Source organism: Nostoc sp. (assembly GCF_036916975.1).
In the GTDB taxonomy this organism is placed as follows: domain Bacteria; phylum Cyanobacteriota; class Cyanobacteriia; order Cyanobacteriales; family Nostocaceae; genus Nostoc.
In genome coordinates this window covers 1-17,156 of record NZ_JBALFF010000035.1, presented here as the reverse complement: position 1 = coordinate 17,156, position 17,156 = coordinate 1, and the positions used below count along the sequence as shown (strand labels likewise).

Below are 17,156 nucleotides of genomic sequence, written 5' to 3'. Positions count from 1 at the left end.
GTTATATCTTTCAACCTCACTGCGTAGGAATTAATTACAAGTGTTGTTACTAGGAGAAGGAGTAGTAGTACTAGCAACAGCAAGACGCTGACACAGAGCATTGAAGGAAGTGTTTTTAGAACCAATTACAGTGGTCATTTCCACTATTGGAGATTGGATATTACCTAAAGTCCCAGTGAAAGTGTTTTGTCTTTTATTGTTACTACTGTCGCTAGCATTGACAGTTTTAGTAAAGTCAATATCTGACCGATAAACTCGAATTCCCAAACCGTAACCATCGATTGGTTGACCTGTTGTGGTATTAGTTGGAATACTTCCTGTTGCTATAATTTTTACAACCTGAATGTAAAATAGGTTGGTTGTGTTGCTTGTACAGTTTGGGGGATTAATAGCTAGGTTATTGTTTGTATCTTTTGTCACGCAATATAAATATTGCGATGTTGATGTTGTAGGAACCGGCATATTTGTGGTGGTAAGTAAATTGTCAGCTAAACTCCTGGTTGTAACGGTTGATTGAGGCAATGTAATAGTGATATTGGTATTAGTGTTAGTGGGATCAGGAGTAGTCACTGCTCCGGTTTTAACACCATCAATGAAAGTTCTGGCAGCTTGTGTGGCTAGTTGCACGCGTCTTGATTGGACGCGAGTTGCTGTTGCAATTATGATTGTAGGCGCGATCGCTGCCAGTAAAATAGCAACCACAATTATTGCTACCAGCGACTCAATTATCGTAAAACCAGACTCACTAGAAGGGTAGATTTGTTGTTTGTGCTTAATCATTGATAATCACCAGCTTCTAAAATTTTATGGTGAGCAGCTAGTAGGACGTTGATCGGCATCGATGGCATTACTACTGTCTGAGGCTTTTTTGGCACACAACAATGTTTGCACCCATGTATCATCTCGACCAACTTCTCGGAAGTACTCATTGGGTTTGTTATTTGGCGTTATCGCTAACTTTTGCGAAAATGCATCTGGTGATTGTGAGAGCAAGGCTACATCATAACCCCACTGCCGGATGGGAGGCTGGTAAAAAGGTACTCGGCCACTGTTATTATTAATCGGATATACTTGCAGAGATGAATTAGTTAAGGATGTTGCCAATGGTGCAGTAGCATAGGCACTACGAGTTCTTTGGATAAAAGAGCCGTTAATTGTAGCTACAACAGCATCGCTTCCGCCGCCAATTGGGTTCCAATTTTCTAATAAGCGGACAAAGTTGTGTAAGCCACCATTATCTTCTGTAGGACGAGCTGGCGTGTCTGCCCCTGCTGCGGCTAAGTTAAAGGTGGTAGCTGTTGCCCATTGTAGCCAAGAAGAATTCTGTTGGCTGCCAGGACCCAGTACGTCAAATGCATTTTCATCGCTAGTGCTGAAAGCAACTTTAATTTGTAACACTGGCGATAAAGCTGGTTGGGTTGTTGTAGCAGTAAATGTTGTTGGTGAAAGTACTGTTGGGGGATTATTATCACTGTTGCTTGAATAGAACCATAGAGCATTAGCTGTGTTATCTGGGTGGCTAGAACTAAAAGTACTGAGTGGAAATGAAGTTATTTTGCCGCTCTTGATACCTATAATGATTGGTTTATTACTAGCATCAAGCGTGAGTTGTCCAGATGCATCACGGACAAAGGCAACACGACGAGGATAGCCTAGATATTTAGAATTAGTCGGTGATTGTGCTGTTGTACCTGCTAAATGGGTAGTCAGAGAAAAAGTCTGTCCATTTCCCTGAGTGCCAGTAACAGCCGAGGCTCTTAGACCTGCTGGATATGCAGCAACATCACCGGGTAGTGTTACGTACCAACCCTTACCCGGAGTACCAGTACCCGGATCGCAAGCTGAAACAGGTAGTGTCAGACATACTTCCATTAAATACTCCGGGCCAGTTTTCCTCCGCTGGATTGGTGTAACAAAGTTATTGAGGTAAGAACTACCTTGAATACCATTAGCTGTATTACCATCAAGGTCTTTAGGCAAGCCGTCGCTACCATACCAAGCAGCATTGATGACATTGGCGTTGTTGCTAGCAAACCCATTGTTCTTAAATGCGGTAATAGAATTAGTATCCCCCAAATTATTATTTAGGTCATAGTCTCCATCGCTGCGGTAGCCCAACTGAAAGTTATTAGAAAGAAGTGTGACCGCATCTGACAGCACGCTGGCGGGTCGCCAGTCGTCCCCAGTGGTACAATTTGGTAATCTAGGGTCACCAGTACGACAAGCAAAGTTTGGATTAAAGTCTGATGAGGTTGCACCGCGAGAGTAAAAATTGCTTAAATCACTAGCTAGAGCTGTATTAAACTCTTCTTTGGTATGTTTATTAAAGTCGCCTTTAATATATACAGGCAAGTTAGAAGCTAGAATCAAGCCTTTTTCTGCATCTCTATAAGTCTGAACACGCCAGATTGGGTTGCCATTGATTAACATAATGGCATTGGGACGGCGAGTTGGGTCAAGTTTATAATCTACAGGGCTTTGTGATTTTTGAGTATCTTGTTTTGTTTGTCTTTGTGTCGCTGTATCTGTTGCTGTAATGCCAGCAGGATAACTCAAATCCGGCAGTGCATCATCACGAGTAGCATAAATAATACCACTATTGGGAATTAAGTATTCTTGTGGTGTTGCTGTACCATAAGTAGTTGTCCGCAACTTATTAATGTCTAATACAGTAGCGCGAATTTCCAGAGGTTGGCGGGCTTCTTTAGCGAGTTCATAGTCTGTAGACGGGCTTGCTACTGTCCCAGTTGCATTAATAGTACAGGTATATTGAAAGTAACAAAGCGTTGATGTCCCAGTTCCATTTCCATTTACACCATCAGCGTTGGTGAATGTTTCTACACCAGCTGTTGATACATCATTATGAATTGCCTTAATCTGTCTGGCATCTAAAAAAGCAGTTTCATAAATTGCCCCGTGAGGGATGACGCTAGTACTTGGAGCGCCGATACTACCATCTAATATTTGGATCGCACAAATAGAAGCATCAATAGCAGACTGCTCTGAGATTGTAAGTGTCCCAGAGGCAGCGACTAGCCCCATAGCGGTGTTCAGTGTTGGATTTACTAACCGCCCATTGGGATACATTAAATTAGCTTGGTATTTTAGTAAAGCTAAATAGTCAGAAACACCCTTTGTTGGAGCTGCGTAGACAATACCATTATGGGAGTTACCACCCGCAGCTTTGTCATAGATAAAACTTGGCACAGACGGAAGACTAGGACTATTGAGGTTCTTAGCTGTAGTGCTATTTGTAGGGTCGTAGAAGCTACTTATACAAGCAATAGGTTTAGGGCTTGTCGCACTGTAGCCACTCGCTTGGTAGTGATAAACTGCTGTAGCCCGCATCCGTAAATACGGCGTGTTAACAGGATCTGGTAATACTATATTAGGCTTGTAAGTATCTTGATTAATGCCAATAGTATTAGGCACGGGCATCATATCTGACCAAATTCTATTTGTAGCAGCCGCCGCTGTGTTCAAAACAGTTTGGGTACTACTAACAGTTAAAAGTGGAGGTAAATAAATCCCTGCACCAGTGACTACCCGCAAGCCACCCACAGGAGCGGCGACAGTAGTTGGTACTGTAGCAGCTGCTGATTCCCAATCTCCATCTCGGTCAACAGTTCCTAAATCAGCTAGTTGCTGTACACGACTGCTGCGAGTCCGAGTTCCACTTCCGTTATCCCAGTTAATACCTGCAATATTTTGGGTATCTGTGGTAGCATCTGAACCAACAAATGTCGTTCCGTTCCACCACAATGCAGGTAGGTTATTGCCAAGCAAAATGCGATCGCCAACGTATTGTTCTTTACCTAGTTGTTGTTGTGTAGTTGGTTGTGTAGCACTAGGTAGCAGGTTAGAACTACTAATATTAAGTGTTAAATTGGAATAATTAGTTTTAGTTTTACCATCACTAGGGTTAAAGGGATAAACCCAAGTGTCTGGTGGACGAAGTGACTTACCACTTCCTTGTAAGACTGTACTAGTCGTATAATCTATACTAGTCGTAGGATTTATTATTGCATCTCCACCAAAAGCAACTTCCCCATAGGGTACACGGCGGGTACGTTGTTGAAAGTAAAGTACTAACTGGTTATTACGGACACTAGCTAGTTGCGCTGCACTGGCAGTAGCTGTAGTTAAATTTAATAGTTGTAGTTGCTGTGTAATGGCATCTTGAACTTCCTGTGGGTCAGTAGATGCAGCGTTAGCCATCTGTGCTAGCACCAAAAGATTGATACGTTGTGCATAAGCTAGGCTATTGTAGGCAATATTATTCGTTCCGTCAGTGACTGATATGTTAGTGCTAGTATTACCATTTTGAATAGGAGTAACTCCTTGTCCTTGGAATAAATCCACTAGAGTACCGTTACTTGCATTACCAGTGAAACCACCAGCTCCTAAATTGCCACCTACAAAAATTTTGGCATTGTCCTCACTATAGAAACAGGAATTTACACTACTAACCTGATAAAGTTGCACATTATTGCCACCAGTCAGGAAGTTACTATTAGTCAAGATCCGTCCATTTAGGTTAAATTTGGGACCAGGGGTAAGTTCTATATCATCGTTATAAACCACCGCATTGTTAACTAGCGGTAGTTGTACACGGTCTTGTTGATATTCTAAACTTGAAAAACCTTTATTCCCTTTAAAAGCTTCGTAATTAACTGCATCACTACCAGTCGTTGGTGGATTAGTGATGGGAACATTAGCAGTGTAGACAAAAAAGCTTTTTTGGAGCTGACTAGCAATACTAACCCAGCCCGTACTCCCCACCAAAGCAGCACTTGTTGCTACACTATTTTTACAAGTGCTGCTTATACTACCAGAAGTCATGGGTGGAGTTCTTGCCTCTAGAGGATTTCTAGGGCGGCTGTATGTGCCACTAGTTATAGGTGGAGTTCGGAAATAAATTCCATAAAGAGTATAGGAGTCAAATTTACCATTGTTATTTGTATCAATGGGGAACATCCATGCAGTTGTCATATCTGCTGGCTGATTTGTTTCTCCTGTTGGTAGAGTTGTATAGTTAAAATGGACTTTTAGTGGAGTTTCGTCTCCAAAAGTATATTCAGACAAATTAGTACTACCATTTGCAGTACTACTTAAGGTACTCTCTAAAACTTTATCTGAAGGTACGGCTCGTGGTAGTCGGCTATCAGTAAATAGCTTGTCTAATTTTGCCCTAGCTCTATCAAGGGCTGGTGCTGCGGCGTTAAGTACAGACTGATTAACTCGGACATTACTGGCATTTTTAGAGCGTTCAAAAGAGCGAAATAAAATGGCGGCTGTTAATAATACGACTACTATTAATACCATTGATACTGTCGGCAATAAAAATCCAGCGTTATCCGATGCGCGTCTTTTTCGAGTGCCAAAAACAGCCCGTAGTAACCAAATAATTTGCTTGTTAATTGCAGATAAAAACTTCTTGCTAATTTGCTGGAAAGTTTTTTTAATTGCCTTGACTAGCTGAGTTTTTCGAGACATAGCTGCTTCCCTGTCAAGTGGTTTATAGCGGATTTTTTACTTTTTTATACATCTTCAACTTTGCCTATAAAGTCTTTTTAGAGGCATAAAGTGAGGCTATATTTATTTAATTACTGCATCTTGTTTGACTAACAAAGTAGCTATAACAAAAGACAATTTATTAAAGTTATACCATTCATTAAGTGTTAAGTTTATCCGGTAAATACTGATTTTTTGATAATTATTTAATCAAAATCCGATAAAGGTAATAGCATAATTTCACAGTAAATTTGCGGAAATTTATCTTATCTAAAAGCAAATTTATGAAGATGTTGTTAAGAGAGTAAGCTTATAATACCCATCTGTTAAAGGAAAGATATCAGCTGGCTGCAAAATAATTAGATATAGGGATTTTAACTTCGGTGCAATACTGTGAAAAGCTCACCCTATCTTGACTTTAATCCCTCTCCTTACTAAGGAGAGGGACAGGTTTTGCATAGCATAACCAGGGTGAGGTTTTCTTGGGCTATTCGATAAACCGTAAATTGCGTCGAGAGAGACTTGTGTGTACACGTAGCTGCTTTCATAAGCAGAGGGGCTGGGGGTGAAGTTCAACTACTAAGTAAGTGGGTCAAAATATAAAACCTCACCCTCAATCCAGGGCTATTTCATTCTATTTTTACGGCAGTTTTTAGGAATCTTTTTCAGAAAAATAAGAATTTAAACGCGATTTAAGTTAAGAACCGTAGTTTTTGCCCTCACCCTAAATCCCTCTCCCAAGTCTGGGAGAGGGACTTTGAAAACGTCACATTTTAGAATGAAATAGCCCTGCCCTCAATCCCTCTCCGATGCTTTGGAGAGGGAAGCCGGAGGTAGGGTGAGGTTTTATCTTATGTTTAATTACGCCTACCTAGTTATCCCCTTAAATTTCGTATATTTTGAGCAATACTTTCCAGCACCCCAGACAAATTAGCATAGACATCATTATTCGTAAATCTAATAAATTTAATTCTTGCTGATTCAATAAATTCTTGTCTTGCCTTATCATATTCAGCAGCATCTTCTTGAAAATGGCTTTCGCCATCAATTTCTATAGCTAATTTTAATTCAGAACTATAAAAATTTATAACAAATTTATCTACACTATATTGTCGGCGAAATTTACAGTTTTCCAACTGTCTATCTCTGATTTTATCCCAAATCATTTTTTCGGCTTTTGTTATATTTTGGCGTAAGTGTCGCCTTTTATCTATTTCACTATTTTTGTTATAAAGTTTAGTCATTTTTATTTCAAATTCCAGTCCCCTCTCCTTTATAAGGAGAGGGTTAGGGTGAGGTCAACTAATAACTGTAAATGTTTATCCCGCCTTGATTGAATTGCTCACAATATAATAACCTCACCCCGCCCTTCGGGCACCCCTCTCCTTATTAAGGAGAGGGGGAGGGGATATGGATTAGGCGCTAAAGTATTTTGCTAGGGGGTGGTAAGCAATAATCGCAGTGGTAGACTGTTCTGGATAAAGTTGTTCACTTTCATCCATATACAAGTTAATTCTGTCAGTCTGCAATAACTCTAGTTGCTTGTATTGGTCTTGGATATTTGGACAAGCTGGATACCCAAAGCTATACCGTGAGCCACGATAGCGTTGTGCTAATATATCCCGAATATTGTCGGGTTCTTCAGCAGTAAAGCCTAACTCTCGGCGGATTCTGGCGTGTGTCCATTCAGCGACAGCCTCTGCTACCTGCACCGCCATACCGTGGAAATACAGATAATCGGTGTATTGATTGGCAGCAAACAACTTTTGGGCGAATTCTGTCGCAATCTCCCCTACAGTCACAGCCTGCATGGGGAACACATCAATAATTCCTGACTCCTTTGGTGCGAAGAAATCTGCTATGCACAGCCGCCTTAATGACTTCTGTCTGGGGAATTCAAAAGTTGTAACCTGTTGTGATTGGTTCTCTGAATCATATATATGTAGAGAATTCCCCTCGGCTTGACAAGGGAAATAACCATAAATCACTTGGGGATGCAACAGATTTTCTTCAAAAATTCGCTGTTTCCAAGTTTCTAAAATTGGGTACACTTTCTCAGCCAAGAAAGCCTGATATTCTTCTTTAGATTGTTCCTTTGGTTTGCGGAATTGCCATTGTCCAGCAACTAAAGCTTGTAAATCTAAGTGCCAGAATATTTCCTCGATGGGAATATCATTAGGCTGCAATAACTGCGTTCCCCAAAAAGGCGGCGTGGGACGTTCAATATCTATTGCCACTGCGTCCGAACGTCTTGTATCTACTTCTTTTAGTTCAGCAGATGTTTCTTCCGCAGTTGTAGCTTTTGGCTCTTTGTGACCATTTTTTGAAACTTCAGCAGTTTCAATTTCGTTTAAAAATCCTTGCAAATCTTCCCAGTTACCAGCGGACTTTGCTGGCATTAATTTATCCATGAAGTGCAAGTCTGAAAAGGCATCTTTGCCATAAACAACTTTACCTTTATAGGTATTTTGGCAATCTTCATAGACAAACTTGGGAGTTAAGGCTGCACCGCCTAATATCACGGGGACACTAATTCCCTTTTCGTTGAATATCTCCAAATTCTCTTTCATGAAGGCGGTAGATTTTACCAGCAAACCACTCATGGCTATACAATCAGCTTTGTGCTGTTCGTAAGCGTTGATGATGTTTTCTACCGGCTGTTTAATTCCCAGGTTAATCACCTTGTAGCCGTTGTTGGATAAGATGATATCCACCAAGTTTTTACCAATGTCGTGGACATCGCCTTTAACTGTGGCAATGATAAAGGTTCCCTTGGCATTGTTACCTGATTCTGATTTTTCCATGAACGGTTCTAGAAAGGCAACTGCCGCTTTCATGGTTTCGGCAGATTGCAAGACGAAGGGTAACTGCATTTGTCCTGAACCGAATAATTCCCCGACAACTTTCATGCCATCTAGCAGGAAGGTGTTGATAATTTCTAAGGGGGGATGTTCTTCTAAGGCTTTTTTGAGATGTTCTTCTAAGCCGATGCGTTCGCCGTCGATGATGTGGCGTTTGAGACGTTCTGGGATGGGGAGACTTTCATCTAAGGAGCGATCGCGCTTAGTTGTAACTCCAGCAAATACTGTGGTAAGCTCTCCCAAGGGATCGTAAACGCAAGCATTACCCTCAAATTTCCGTTCGTCATAAATCAACTGGCGACAAATTTCTTGATGGCGGGCGTCAATCTTCGCTAGCGGTAAAATTTTGTTAGCGCTGACAATGGCTGCATCCATTCCCGCCGTTGTCGCTTCGTGCAAAAACACTGAGTTTAGCACCATCCGCGAGGCTGGATTCAAACCAAAGGAAATATTGGAAACACCCAAAATTACATGGCATCCAGGCAATTCTTGACGAATTCGCCGGATGGATTCAATTGTGGCTTTACCGTTTTCTCGGTCTTCTTCAATCCCGGTGGAAATTGGTAACGCTAGGGTATCAAAGAATATTTCTGTGGGTGGTATGCCATATTCTACAGCTTGACGGTATGCACGTTCTGCGATCGCAAACTTTTTATCTGCTGTCCGCGCCATCCCATCTTCATCGATAGTACCAATGATTACACCAGCACCGTATTTTTTCGCTAACTCTAGCACTTTCAAAAAGCGCGGTTCCCCATCTTCGTAGTTGGTGGAGTTCAGCAAACACTTACCACCAGCAACCTTTAAACCCGCCTCCATTTTTTCCCATTCGGTGGAGTCAAGCATTAAAGGTAATGTCACATTATTAACAATGCGCGAAACTAATTCGTGCATATCCCGTACACCATCGCGTCCCACATAATCGACGTTGACATCGAGAATATGTGCGCCTTCTTTGACTTGCGCCCTCGCCATTGAAACGAGTCCATCCCAATCTTCGGCATTTAGCAAATCGCGGCACTTTTTGGAACCACTGGCGTTAAGACGTTCGCCAACAATCAAGAAGGAGTTATCTTGATCGTAAGGCTGAGTGGTGTAAATTGATGCTGCTGCCGGTTCTAAGCTAGGATGTCTAACTTTTGGCTTCAAGTCTTTAGCAAGTTCTGCCAATTGTTGAATGTGTTCTGGACGCGTCCCACAGCAACCCCCGATCACTTGGACACCCAAATCTTCAACAAAATGCATCAATGACATCCGTAATTCTAACGGTGTCAGGCGGTAGTGCGCTTGACCGCCGACGTTCTCAGGTAAACCCGCGTTGGGAATACAGGAAACGATAAAAGGTGAATGTTCTGCCAAATACTTGATATGTGGTTTCATCAAGTCTGGGCCTGTGGCACAGTTTAGACCGAGAATATCTATTGGGTAATGTTCCAGAATTGTCAGCACAGCGCTGATTTCTGAACCAACCAACATTGTACCCATGCTTTCCATTGTCACAGACACCATCAACGGCCGGCGATCGCCTTTTTTAACAAACACCTCTTCGATGGCATTCAGCGCCGCTTTAATTTGCAGCACATCTTGGCAAGTTTCCACCAGAAATAAATCGACACCACCATCCCACAGCGCTTCTGCTTGTTCAGCAAAAGTAGCTTTCATGGTGTCAAAGTCAATATGTCCCAAGGTAGGGAGTTTCGTTGTCGGGCCGATGGAACCTGCCACAAACCGGGGTTTTTCTGGTGTGGAAAATTCCGCAGCGACACCCTTGGCTAATTCGGCTGCTGTCTTAGTGAGGTAGTAGGCTTGGTCTGCTAAGTCATATTCTGCCAGCACTAGGGACGTACTGCCAAAAGTATCGGTTTCAATGACATCAGCACCAGCCGCGAGAAAGTCACGGTGAACCTTAGCCACGGCTTCGGGTTTGGTGTGGACTAAGTATTCGTTACAACCTTCATACTGTGGGCCGCCAAAGTCTTCAGCAGTCAGGTTTTGGGTTTGTAAGTTGGTTCCCATCGCCCCGTCGAATACGAGGACTGGGCTATCTGGACTACGCAGGCGTTCAAGGAAAGGATGAGTCATATTTTCCTAGAAGAAATGAGGATATCAAGTGAGTCTTGTGATACTCGGCTTACTTTATTATTTTCCAAGATTGTGATATTTTCGGCATCTTTTAATTAAGTCTGTTTTGCTGAAACTCACTATTGGCTCATTTTGACCTGATTTATCAAGGTTGGCGATGGTAAAATTATGTAAAAGCGTCCTCATATCATGTCGCTTGAGTGCTTATTAAACTCGAAGAACCCCACCCCGCGAAAGTTACGCTTTGTCTTCCCTCCCCGTTTGCGGCTATGGTGTGGACACAAGTCTTGCCGCAGCCATATCTTTATTAATAAATCTCGATTAATAAATCTCGCACTGCGTTTCTATCCCGCCTCGGAATGAATTCCGAGTCTCATAGCTAAAGTTTCTATCCCGCCTCGGAATGAATTCCGAGTCTCATAGCTAAAGTCCACTCAAGTGGACTAAATTGCTCGTTCAGTCCACTTGAGTGGACTTCAGCTATCAGCCCTGAACTTCAGTTCTGGGCGGGATGTGGGTGAGTGTGACAGTTTCACTGAATTATACACATAGTCAGATGAAATATTTTCGCCAAGTTTATTATCTTGGGATCACAGCTTAGAGTTGTTACTCCGTTCAGCTCAAAGATGGAAAAAACACCAGGAGTATAACTTGAGTCTTACTATGGATTTAAATTCTTTGTTCAATCTAAATACATTTATTGAATTATTACTGGGGATTAGTTTGAGCGCGGCGGCTGGCTTTCGAGTCTTTGTACCACTGCTAGCATTAAGTGTGGCTTCAGTTTTTGGACATTTAGATTTGCCGACTAACTTTGATTGGGTGGAAACACCTCAAGCTGTAATTGTATTTGCAGTCGCTTGTTTGCTGGAAATTACCGGTTATTACATTCCTTGGTTGGATCATCTGCTGGATATTGTAGCCACTCCTGCGGCATTTATCGCCGGGACAATCGTAACAGCATCTGTTGCTCCAGAGATGAATCCCCTGGCGCAATGGACGTTAGCTTTAGTTGCTGGTGGTGGAACCGCAGGATTAACTCAGGGATCAAACTTATAGATGGAAGATACTAAATCTAGTGGTAATCAATAAAATCAGGTGCAATCATGCCAAATGGCAGAATATGACAACCTTTGTAAAATACTCGCAGAAAAGTATCCCCGTGATTTTACCCGTTGGTTATTAAATCAAGAACCGCGAACAATTGAAATATTAAAAACTGAATTGGGTATCGAACCAATACGTGCTGATTCGGTGACATTTTTGCAAACAGAAAATCGGATTTTACACCTGGAATTTCAAACCACAATCAAATCCCAAAAACCAATTTCTCTGCGGATGCTAGATTATTACGTTCGATTGGTACGTAAATATCAAGTTCCTGTTACGCAGGTAGTAATTTTCTTGCAACAGACAAACGACAAAATCGCCTTTACTGAAGAATATATCAGCGAAGTCACAACCCACCGTTATCGAGTTATCCGGTTATGGGAGCAAGATTCGGCACTATTTCTTAGCAATCTGGCGTTATTGCCTTTAGCACCGTTAACGCGAACAGATTCAGCCCAAGCGTTATTATCCCAGGTAGCTGAGGAAATTGCTAAAATTCCAGATATCGAGACGAGACAAAATACTGCTGCTTACACGGAGATTTTAGCAGGCTTAAAATTTGAAAAAGATTTTATTCGTCAATTATTCCGGGAGGAAATTATGCAAGAGTCAGTAATTTATCAAGATATTTTGCAGAAGGGAGAGCAGAAGGGAGAGCAGAAGGAAGCATTGAAATATACTTTACGCCTTTTAAATAGACGCTTTGGTGAGATAAATTCATTAATAATTGAACGTCTCCAAGTCTTATCTACTGAACAATTGGAAGGATTGGGAGAAGAATTTTTAGATTTTTCAAATGTATCTGATTTAGTTGCTTGGCTTGAGCAAAATACAAGCAGTTAAATAATTCGTAATTCGTAATTCGTAATTCGTAATTACGTTTTGTGACGAAGAGTGCTGTTGTGGGGACGGTTTCCGACTCGCATTACAACGTGCGATTTAGCTGAGGCATTCAATTCGCGCTGCCTGTATAAACAGGGGACTTAAACCCCCAAAGTTCGTTAAAATAATTCGTAATTAGTAATTTAAGTTTTGTAATGGGGATTTAGCGCAAAGTCGAGCTAGGCGCTAACAGCAGGTTTCCCGACTTGTACCCCTACGGGGTTCTTGTTACGCGCAGCGTCCTATGCACCCTGCTAATTTAAATATTACAATAACAATCCACAATTAAGCTCGCCGCCTGATGAAATTGTTGAACAGGAAACGCAGGCAATTTTGACCTATCTTCGAGCCAAGTTAGAAGGTAAACAATGATATCTTTCTAAGTTGCTAATCGTTGGCTCGTAACAGCACTATTGCAGGGATTATAAAGGTATATTTAACTAGAATTAAGGTATTATAGCGATTATTGTTTGGATACTATAAGCAGTAGGGGTTTACAGATGTGTGCCTCTACGAGGGATATGCCAGTTTAGCTATAAATTAAAATCTACCGTTTTACGGGTATTAGAAAAATGAGGTTTAAAGACTGGGCGACTAGGGTGCTACTAATCTCGCTGATGTTCATGGCTTTAATTGTAGTGCTGCTAATTGGACGAGCGACAAAATTACAAAATAATCCGACTACATCCCATATATCCAATCCACGGATTATGGCCTGGAGTCAATATCCCCAAGCGCAATTTCAATCAGCGAAATACCCAGAGAATAAATCTCAAAATGTTATCAAGTCCCCAGTCAACATTAACAAGCCTGTAGCAAGGTACGTAACGACTCAAGCTTTTGCACAGTACAGACCTAATTATCAAGTTGCTTCGGTTGACCCAAGTAACTATGGAGAACGTTACACCCAAGATGTTAACGGCGTTCTTGTCAACAATCAACCAATTATCGTCCTCCATGAAACTGGTTATTCTGCTTCCAGCGCGGTTAATTTCTTTCAAGTAGCCCATACTGATGAAAGTGTGCAAGCAAGTTACCACGCTTTAATCAAGTTAGATGGAACGGTAGTTTATCTAGTACCGCCAGAAAAGCGGGCTTTTGGTGCAGCTAACTCAGTATTTGAAACTCCACAAGGAGTGGAAACTGTGCAAACGAATCCGAATTTACCTGCGTCTGTGAATAATTTTGCTTATCACGTCTCTTTGGAAACACCGCCAGATAGTTATGACGCTAGCAGCCAACAAAACCATAGCGGCTATAAGGAGGCTCAATATAATTCTCTTGCTTGGTTAATTGCTCAAAGTCAAGTCCCAGACGATCGCATTACTACGCACCATCTAGTAGACCGTTCTGGTAAAAAAGTTGACCCGATAAATTTTGATGGGAATAAATTTCTGAGCTTACTTAATACTTATCGTCAAATTAGACCAATATATAGAGTAAGTAATTAATTTAACGTGGGTGAGTTTGATAAACCTCTCCCTGCTTGAACTTTACTTGAAGTCTGTCCCTCTCCGACGGGCCAGAGGGATAGGTTTTGCACAAGTAAAAGCTCAAGCAGGTCTATTTAACCAAGCTATTTGCTAAAGCTATAAATTTGCTGTGTCTCCAGGCGATCGCTAATCGATGAAGGCAGTGTACCATCTGAAAATGTCTGTCGATCCAGTTGAACTTGTAAATTACTCAAAGGATCGCTACCAGAAGAAATCAGAAATTCTATTTTCTGGATGTAAGGCAAAGTTGCGAGGTTATCCAGAATTTGGAAGATAGCCTGGATATAAGGATGGCCATCCTGGCGATACCAATCACAGCTAGCAACTTTTGGCTGATCGAAACCCAAGTGTACTGTTAAAGATGGCTCGTCAAATATAGCGATCGCTAATGGACGCGCTTCTTCCTGTAACAATAAATCATTACTTTTCGCTAAGTGTCGCAGTTTCTCCAAGCGTTCATAACGTTCTGTCACAACTTCCGGGTCATCTTGCCAATGAATTGCTACTGTTGCCAGATAAGTCTGTAACAGCATGTGACCCAGTTTTTTCGCCTTTGTCGCCAGATAATAGGAATTGTAGTCGGTTGCTTCAATCAATAACGGAACGCGATCGACTACTTCCAACCCATAGCCCTTAACTCCAGCAATTTTACGGGGATTATTTGTAATCAAACGTATCTTTTTAATCCCCAAATCCATGAGCATTTGTGCGCCCATCCCGTAGTCTCGCAAGTCGGCGGGAAATCCTAAACGCTCGTTTGCTTCTACTGTATCCAGTCCCATATCCTGCAATGAGTAGGCTTTCAGTTTGTTAATCAAGCCGATTCCCCGTCCTTCTTGGCGCAGGTATACAACTACACCTTGACCGGCAGCCTCAATCATTTTCAGTGCTGCTTGTAACTGCATCCGACAGTCGCAGCGCAAAGAACCCAAAGCATCACCAGTTAAGCATTCTGAGTGCATCCGCACCATTACCGGCTCATCTTTAAAATTAGCTGGATCGCCCTTGACAATTGCGACGTGTTCTGTATTGTCTAAGGTGTGGCGATAGGCGTAAATTTCAAACTGGCCAAATTGACTAGGCAGCTTAGTAATCACCTCACGATAGACTAAGCGATCGTGCTTTAGGCGATAACTGATTAAATCCGCAATACTAATGATTTTTAAATTATGGCGTTTGGCATATTCGACTAACTGCTGCAACCGCGCCATTGAACCATCGGAGTTTTGAATTTCACAAATTACTCCTGCTGGGTATAGTCCTGCTAGCCTAGCTAAATCCACAGCCGCTTCCGTATGTCCTGCGCGTTTGAGTACGCCTCCAGCTTTAGCCCGAATCGGGAAAATATGACCAGGACGACGTAAATCGGTGGGTTTTGTGGCTGGGTTGAGAGTAACCTGGATAGTGCGGGCGCGGTCTTCTGCTGAGATGCCTGTGGTTACACCCAATTCTGGGCCAGCATCAATGCTAACAGTGAAGGCAGTTTGGTTAGTATCTGTAATATTGCTTACCATCAAGGGTAAGTCTAGCTCGTCTAGGCGATCGCCTGTCATTGCCAAACAAATCAGCCCTCTAGCTTCCACCGCCATGAAATTAATCGTGTCGGGTGTGGCAAATTGGGCAGCACAAATTAAGTCCCCTTCATTTTCTCTATTTTCATCATCTACCACTACAATGACGCGGCCAGCTTTTAGGTCTGCTAAGGCGGCATCAATCGAATCAAATTTAAAAGCTTGGTTAGTATTAGGCTGTGACACAGAAAGATTTCCAGCTACCAACGTAAATTTTTTTAACAATTTCTTCTTTTAGATTGTAGCTCCTTTATAAGGCAGAGAAGTAGACTAGCAATGATTTGATAAGGTGATAACAATTTTTGCCATTATAAAGTGCAGCGACAGTAAAACATGAGGGGGCATTTTCTACGGTGTGCATCTAGTCGCTGATATTGTTGATAGCTGATAACGAATTCACCATTCATGGGATAAGGATTTCAGATCATGGGCAAATTTAGACGCGTACCCGTTGGGATTGTTGGCGCGTCGGGCTATGGCGGAGTACAGTTGGTACGGCTACTGATGGATCATCCAGAAGTTGAACTGGTTTATTTAGGCGATCAGAGCAGTATCGGAAAATCCTTTGGGGATCTCTACCCGCATCTGACTCATGCAGCTAACTTGCCAATAGAGGCGGTAGAACCAGAAATAATTGCTCACCGTTGTGAAGTAGTTTTCTTGTCTTTACCAAATGGTCTAGCTTGCCAAATCGCGCCCAAATTATTAGAAAAAGGATGTAAGGTACTAGATTTAAGTGCAGACTATCGCTTCCGTAATTTGACAACTTATACAAATTGGTATGGCATTGAGAGAAGCGATCGCAAAATTGCAGCTACAGCAGTTTATGGATTACCAGAACTTTATCGCGATCGCATTGCCGAAGCTCAACTTGTTGGCTGTCCTGGTTCCTATCCCACCGCTAGCCTTCTTGCACTTTCGCCACTCTTAAAGCAAGGCTTAATCAAACCAGAAACAGCTATTATCGATGCCAAATCTGGTACATCTAGCAGTGGACGGCAAGCTCAAACTAATTTATTACTATCTGAAGCAGACAACTCTATAGCAGCTTTCAATATCGGCCGTCACCGTCATACCCCAGAAATTGAGCAAATTTGCAGTGACTTAGCTGGTCACGAACTCCTAATCCAATTTACACCGCACCTTATCCCAATGGTACGCGGTATCTTAGCAACCGTATATGCCACCATGAGCGATCCCGGTCTAGAGCGAGAAGATTTAATTACAATTTTCTCAGCCTTCTACCGCAACTCTCCTTGGGTGAGAGTCTGCGGTAGCGGCATTTATCCCCAAACCAAGTGGGCAACCGGCAGTAATCTTTGTTACATCGGTGTAGAAGCTGACCCGCGCACAGGTCGTGTGATTGTCATGTCAGCAATTGACAATCTAATTAAAGGACAGGCGGGCCAAGCAATTCAGTGCCTAAACCTGATGATGGGCTGGGATGAAACCTTGGGGTTGCCAAAGTTGGGGTTTTATCCATAAATCAGTTAGGAGCGGAGCCGGAGACGCTCCGCCTCTGTTTAGGAGTGATTAGTCATGAATTAAAAACTCCAAACTCCAAACTCCAAACTCCAAACTCCAAACTCCAAACTCCAAACTCCAAACTCCAAACTCCAAACTCCAAACTCCAAACTCCAAAC

The 17,156-nt window shown here is 42.2% G+C and carries 9 protein-coding genes; 4 read left to right on the top strand and 5 right to left on the bottom strand.

The features are described from left to right. Positions 1–30: 30 nt before the first annotated feature. The 4 genes from hpsB to metH form a co-directional block, all read right to left on the bottom strand. On the bottom strand, positions 31–780 hold the full coding sequence (hpsB, locus tag V7K73_RS07090; RefSeq protein WP_334878443.1) for a hormogonium polysaccharide secretion pseudopilin HpsB: 750 nt from the start codon (positions 778–780) through the stop codon (positions 31–33). A gap of 24 nt (positions 781–804) precedes the next feature. Next, positions 805–5,496: a hormogonium polysaccharide biosynthesis protein HpsA gene (hpsA, locus tag V7K73_RS07085; protein WP_334878442.1), complete on the bottom strand. Its 4,692-nt coding sequence runs from the start codon at positions 5,494–5,496 to the stop codon at positions 805–807. Positions 5,497–6,389: 893 nt separating this feature from the next. Beyond that, entirely contained in the window at positions 6,390–6,758 is a 369-nt protein-coding gene (locus V7K73_RS07080; RefSeq protein ID WP_334878440.1) for an endonuclease domain-containing protein, read from the bottom strand. Between the two features lie 171 nt (positions 6,759–6,929). Then, a complete protein-coding gene (gene metH, locus V7K73_RS07075) occupies positions 6,930–10,457 on the bottom strand; it encodes a methionine synthase (RefSeq protein WP_334878438.1) in 3,528 nt (1,175 codons plus the stop codon). A 663-nt stretch (positions 10,458–11,120) separates the two neighbouring features. Between metH and V7K73_RS07070 the strand changes: the two genes are divergently transcribed. The 3 genes from V7K73_RS07070 to V7K73_RS07060 all read left to right on the top strand — a co-directional run bounded on the left by V7K73_RS07070 (position 11,121) and on the right by V7K73_RS07060 (position 13,900). After that, positions 11,121–11,516, top strand: coding sequence for a DUF4126 domain-containing protein (locus tag V7K73_RS07070; RefSeq protein WP_334878436.1), 396 nt, complete (start codon positions 11,121–11,123; stop codon positions 11,514–11,516). A 54-nt stretch (positions 11,517–11,570) separates the two neighbouring features. Continuing rightward, a complete protein-coding gene (locus V7K73_RS07065) occupies positions 11,571–12,410 on the top strand; it encodes a DUF4351 domain-containing protein (RefSeq protein ID WP_334878513.1) in 840 nt (279 codons plus the stop codon). Between the two features lie 611 nt (positions 12,411–13,021). After that, positions 13,022–13,900 (top strand): peptidoglycan recognition protein family protein, encoded by an 879-nt coding sequence (locus V7K73_RS07060; RefSeq protein WP_334878434.1) that lies wholly within the window; start codon positions 13,022–13,024, stop codon positions 13,898–13,900. Between the two features lie 125 nt (positions 13,901–14,025). On the opposite strand, the gene ribBA is transcribed toward V7K73_RS07060, so the two are convergent. Further along, on the bottom strand, positions 14,026–15,699 hold the full coding sequence (gene ribBA, locus V7K73_RS07055) for a bifunctional 3,4-dihydroxy-2-butanone-4-phosphate synthase/GTP cyclohydrolase II (RefSeq protein WP_334878511.1): 1,674 nt from the start codon (positions 15,697–15,699) through the stop codon (positions 14,026–14,028). Positions 15,700–15,939: 240 nt separating this feature from the next. Here ribBA and argC point away from each other — a divergent pair, with 240 nt between their 5' ends. Then, positions 15,940–16,998 (top strand): N-acetyl-gamma-glutamyl-phosphate reductase, encoded by a 1,059-nt coding sequence (gene argC, locus V7K73_RS07050; RefSeq protein WP_334878432.1) that lies wholly within the window; start codon positions 15,940–15,942, stop codon positions 16,996–16,998. Positions 16,999–17,156: the final 158 nt, after the last annotated feature.

What these genes read in the sequence shown, in the direction of transcription:
- V7K73_RS07070 (WP_334878436.1), top strand. Translation starts at nt 11,121, where the DNA reads ATGGATTTAAATTCTTTGTTCAATCTAAATACATTTATTGAATTATTA.
- V7K73_RS07065 (WP_334878513.1), top strand. Translation starts at nt 11,571, where the DNA reads ATGGCAGAATATGACAACCTTTGTAAAATACTCGCAGAAAAGTATCCC.
- metH (WP_334878438.1), bottom strand. Translation starts at nt 10,457, where the DNA reads ATGACTCATCCTTTCCTTGAACGCCTGCGTAGTCCAGATAGCCCAGTC.
- hpsB (WP_334878443.1), bottom strand. Translation starts at nt 780, where the DNA reads ATGATTAAGCACAAACAACAAATCTACCCTTCTAGTGAGTCTGGTTTT.
- V7K73_RS07080 (WP_334878440.1), bottom strand. Translation starts at nt 6,758, where the DNA reads ATGACTAAACTTTATAACAAAAATAGTGAAATAGATAAAAGGCGACAC.
- V7K73_RS07060 (WP_334878434.1), top strand. Translation starts at nt 13,022, where the DNA reads ATGAGGTTTAAAGACTGGGCGACTAGGGTGCTACTAATCTCGCTGATG.
- hpsA (WP_334878442.1), bottom strand. Translation starts at nt 5,496, where the DNA reads ATGTCTCGAAAAACTCAGCTAGTCAAGGCAATTAAAAAAACTTTCCAG.
- argC (WP_334878432.1), top strand. Translation starts at nt 15,940, where the DNA reads ATGGGCAAATTTAGACGCGTACCCGTTGGGATTGTTGGCGCGTCGGGC.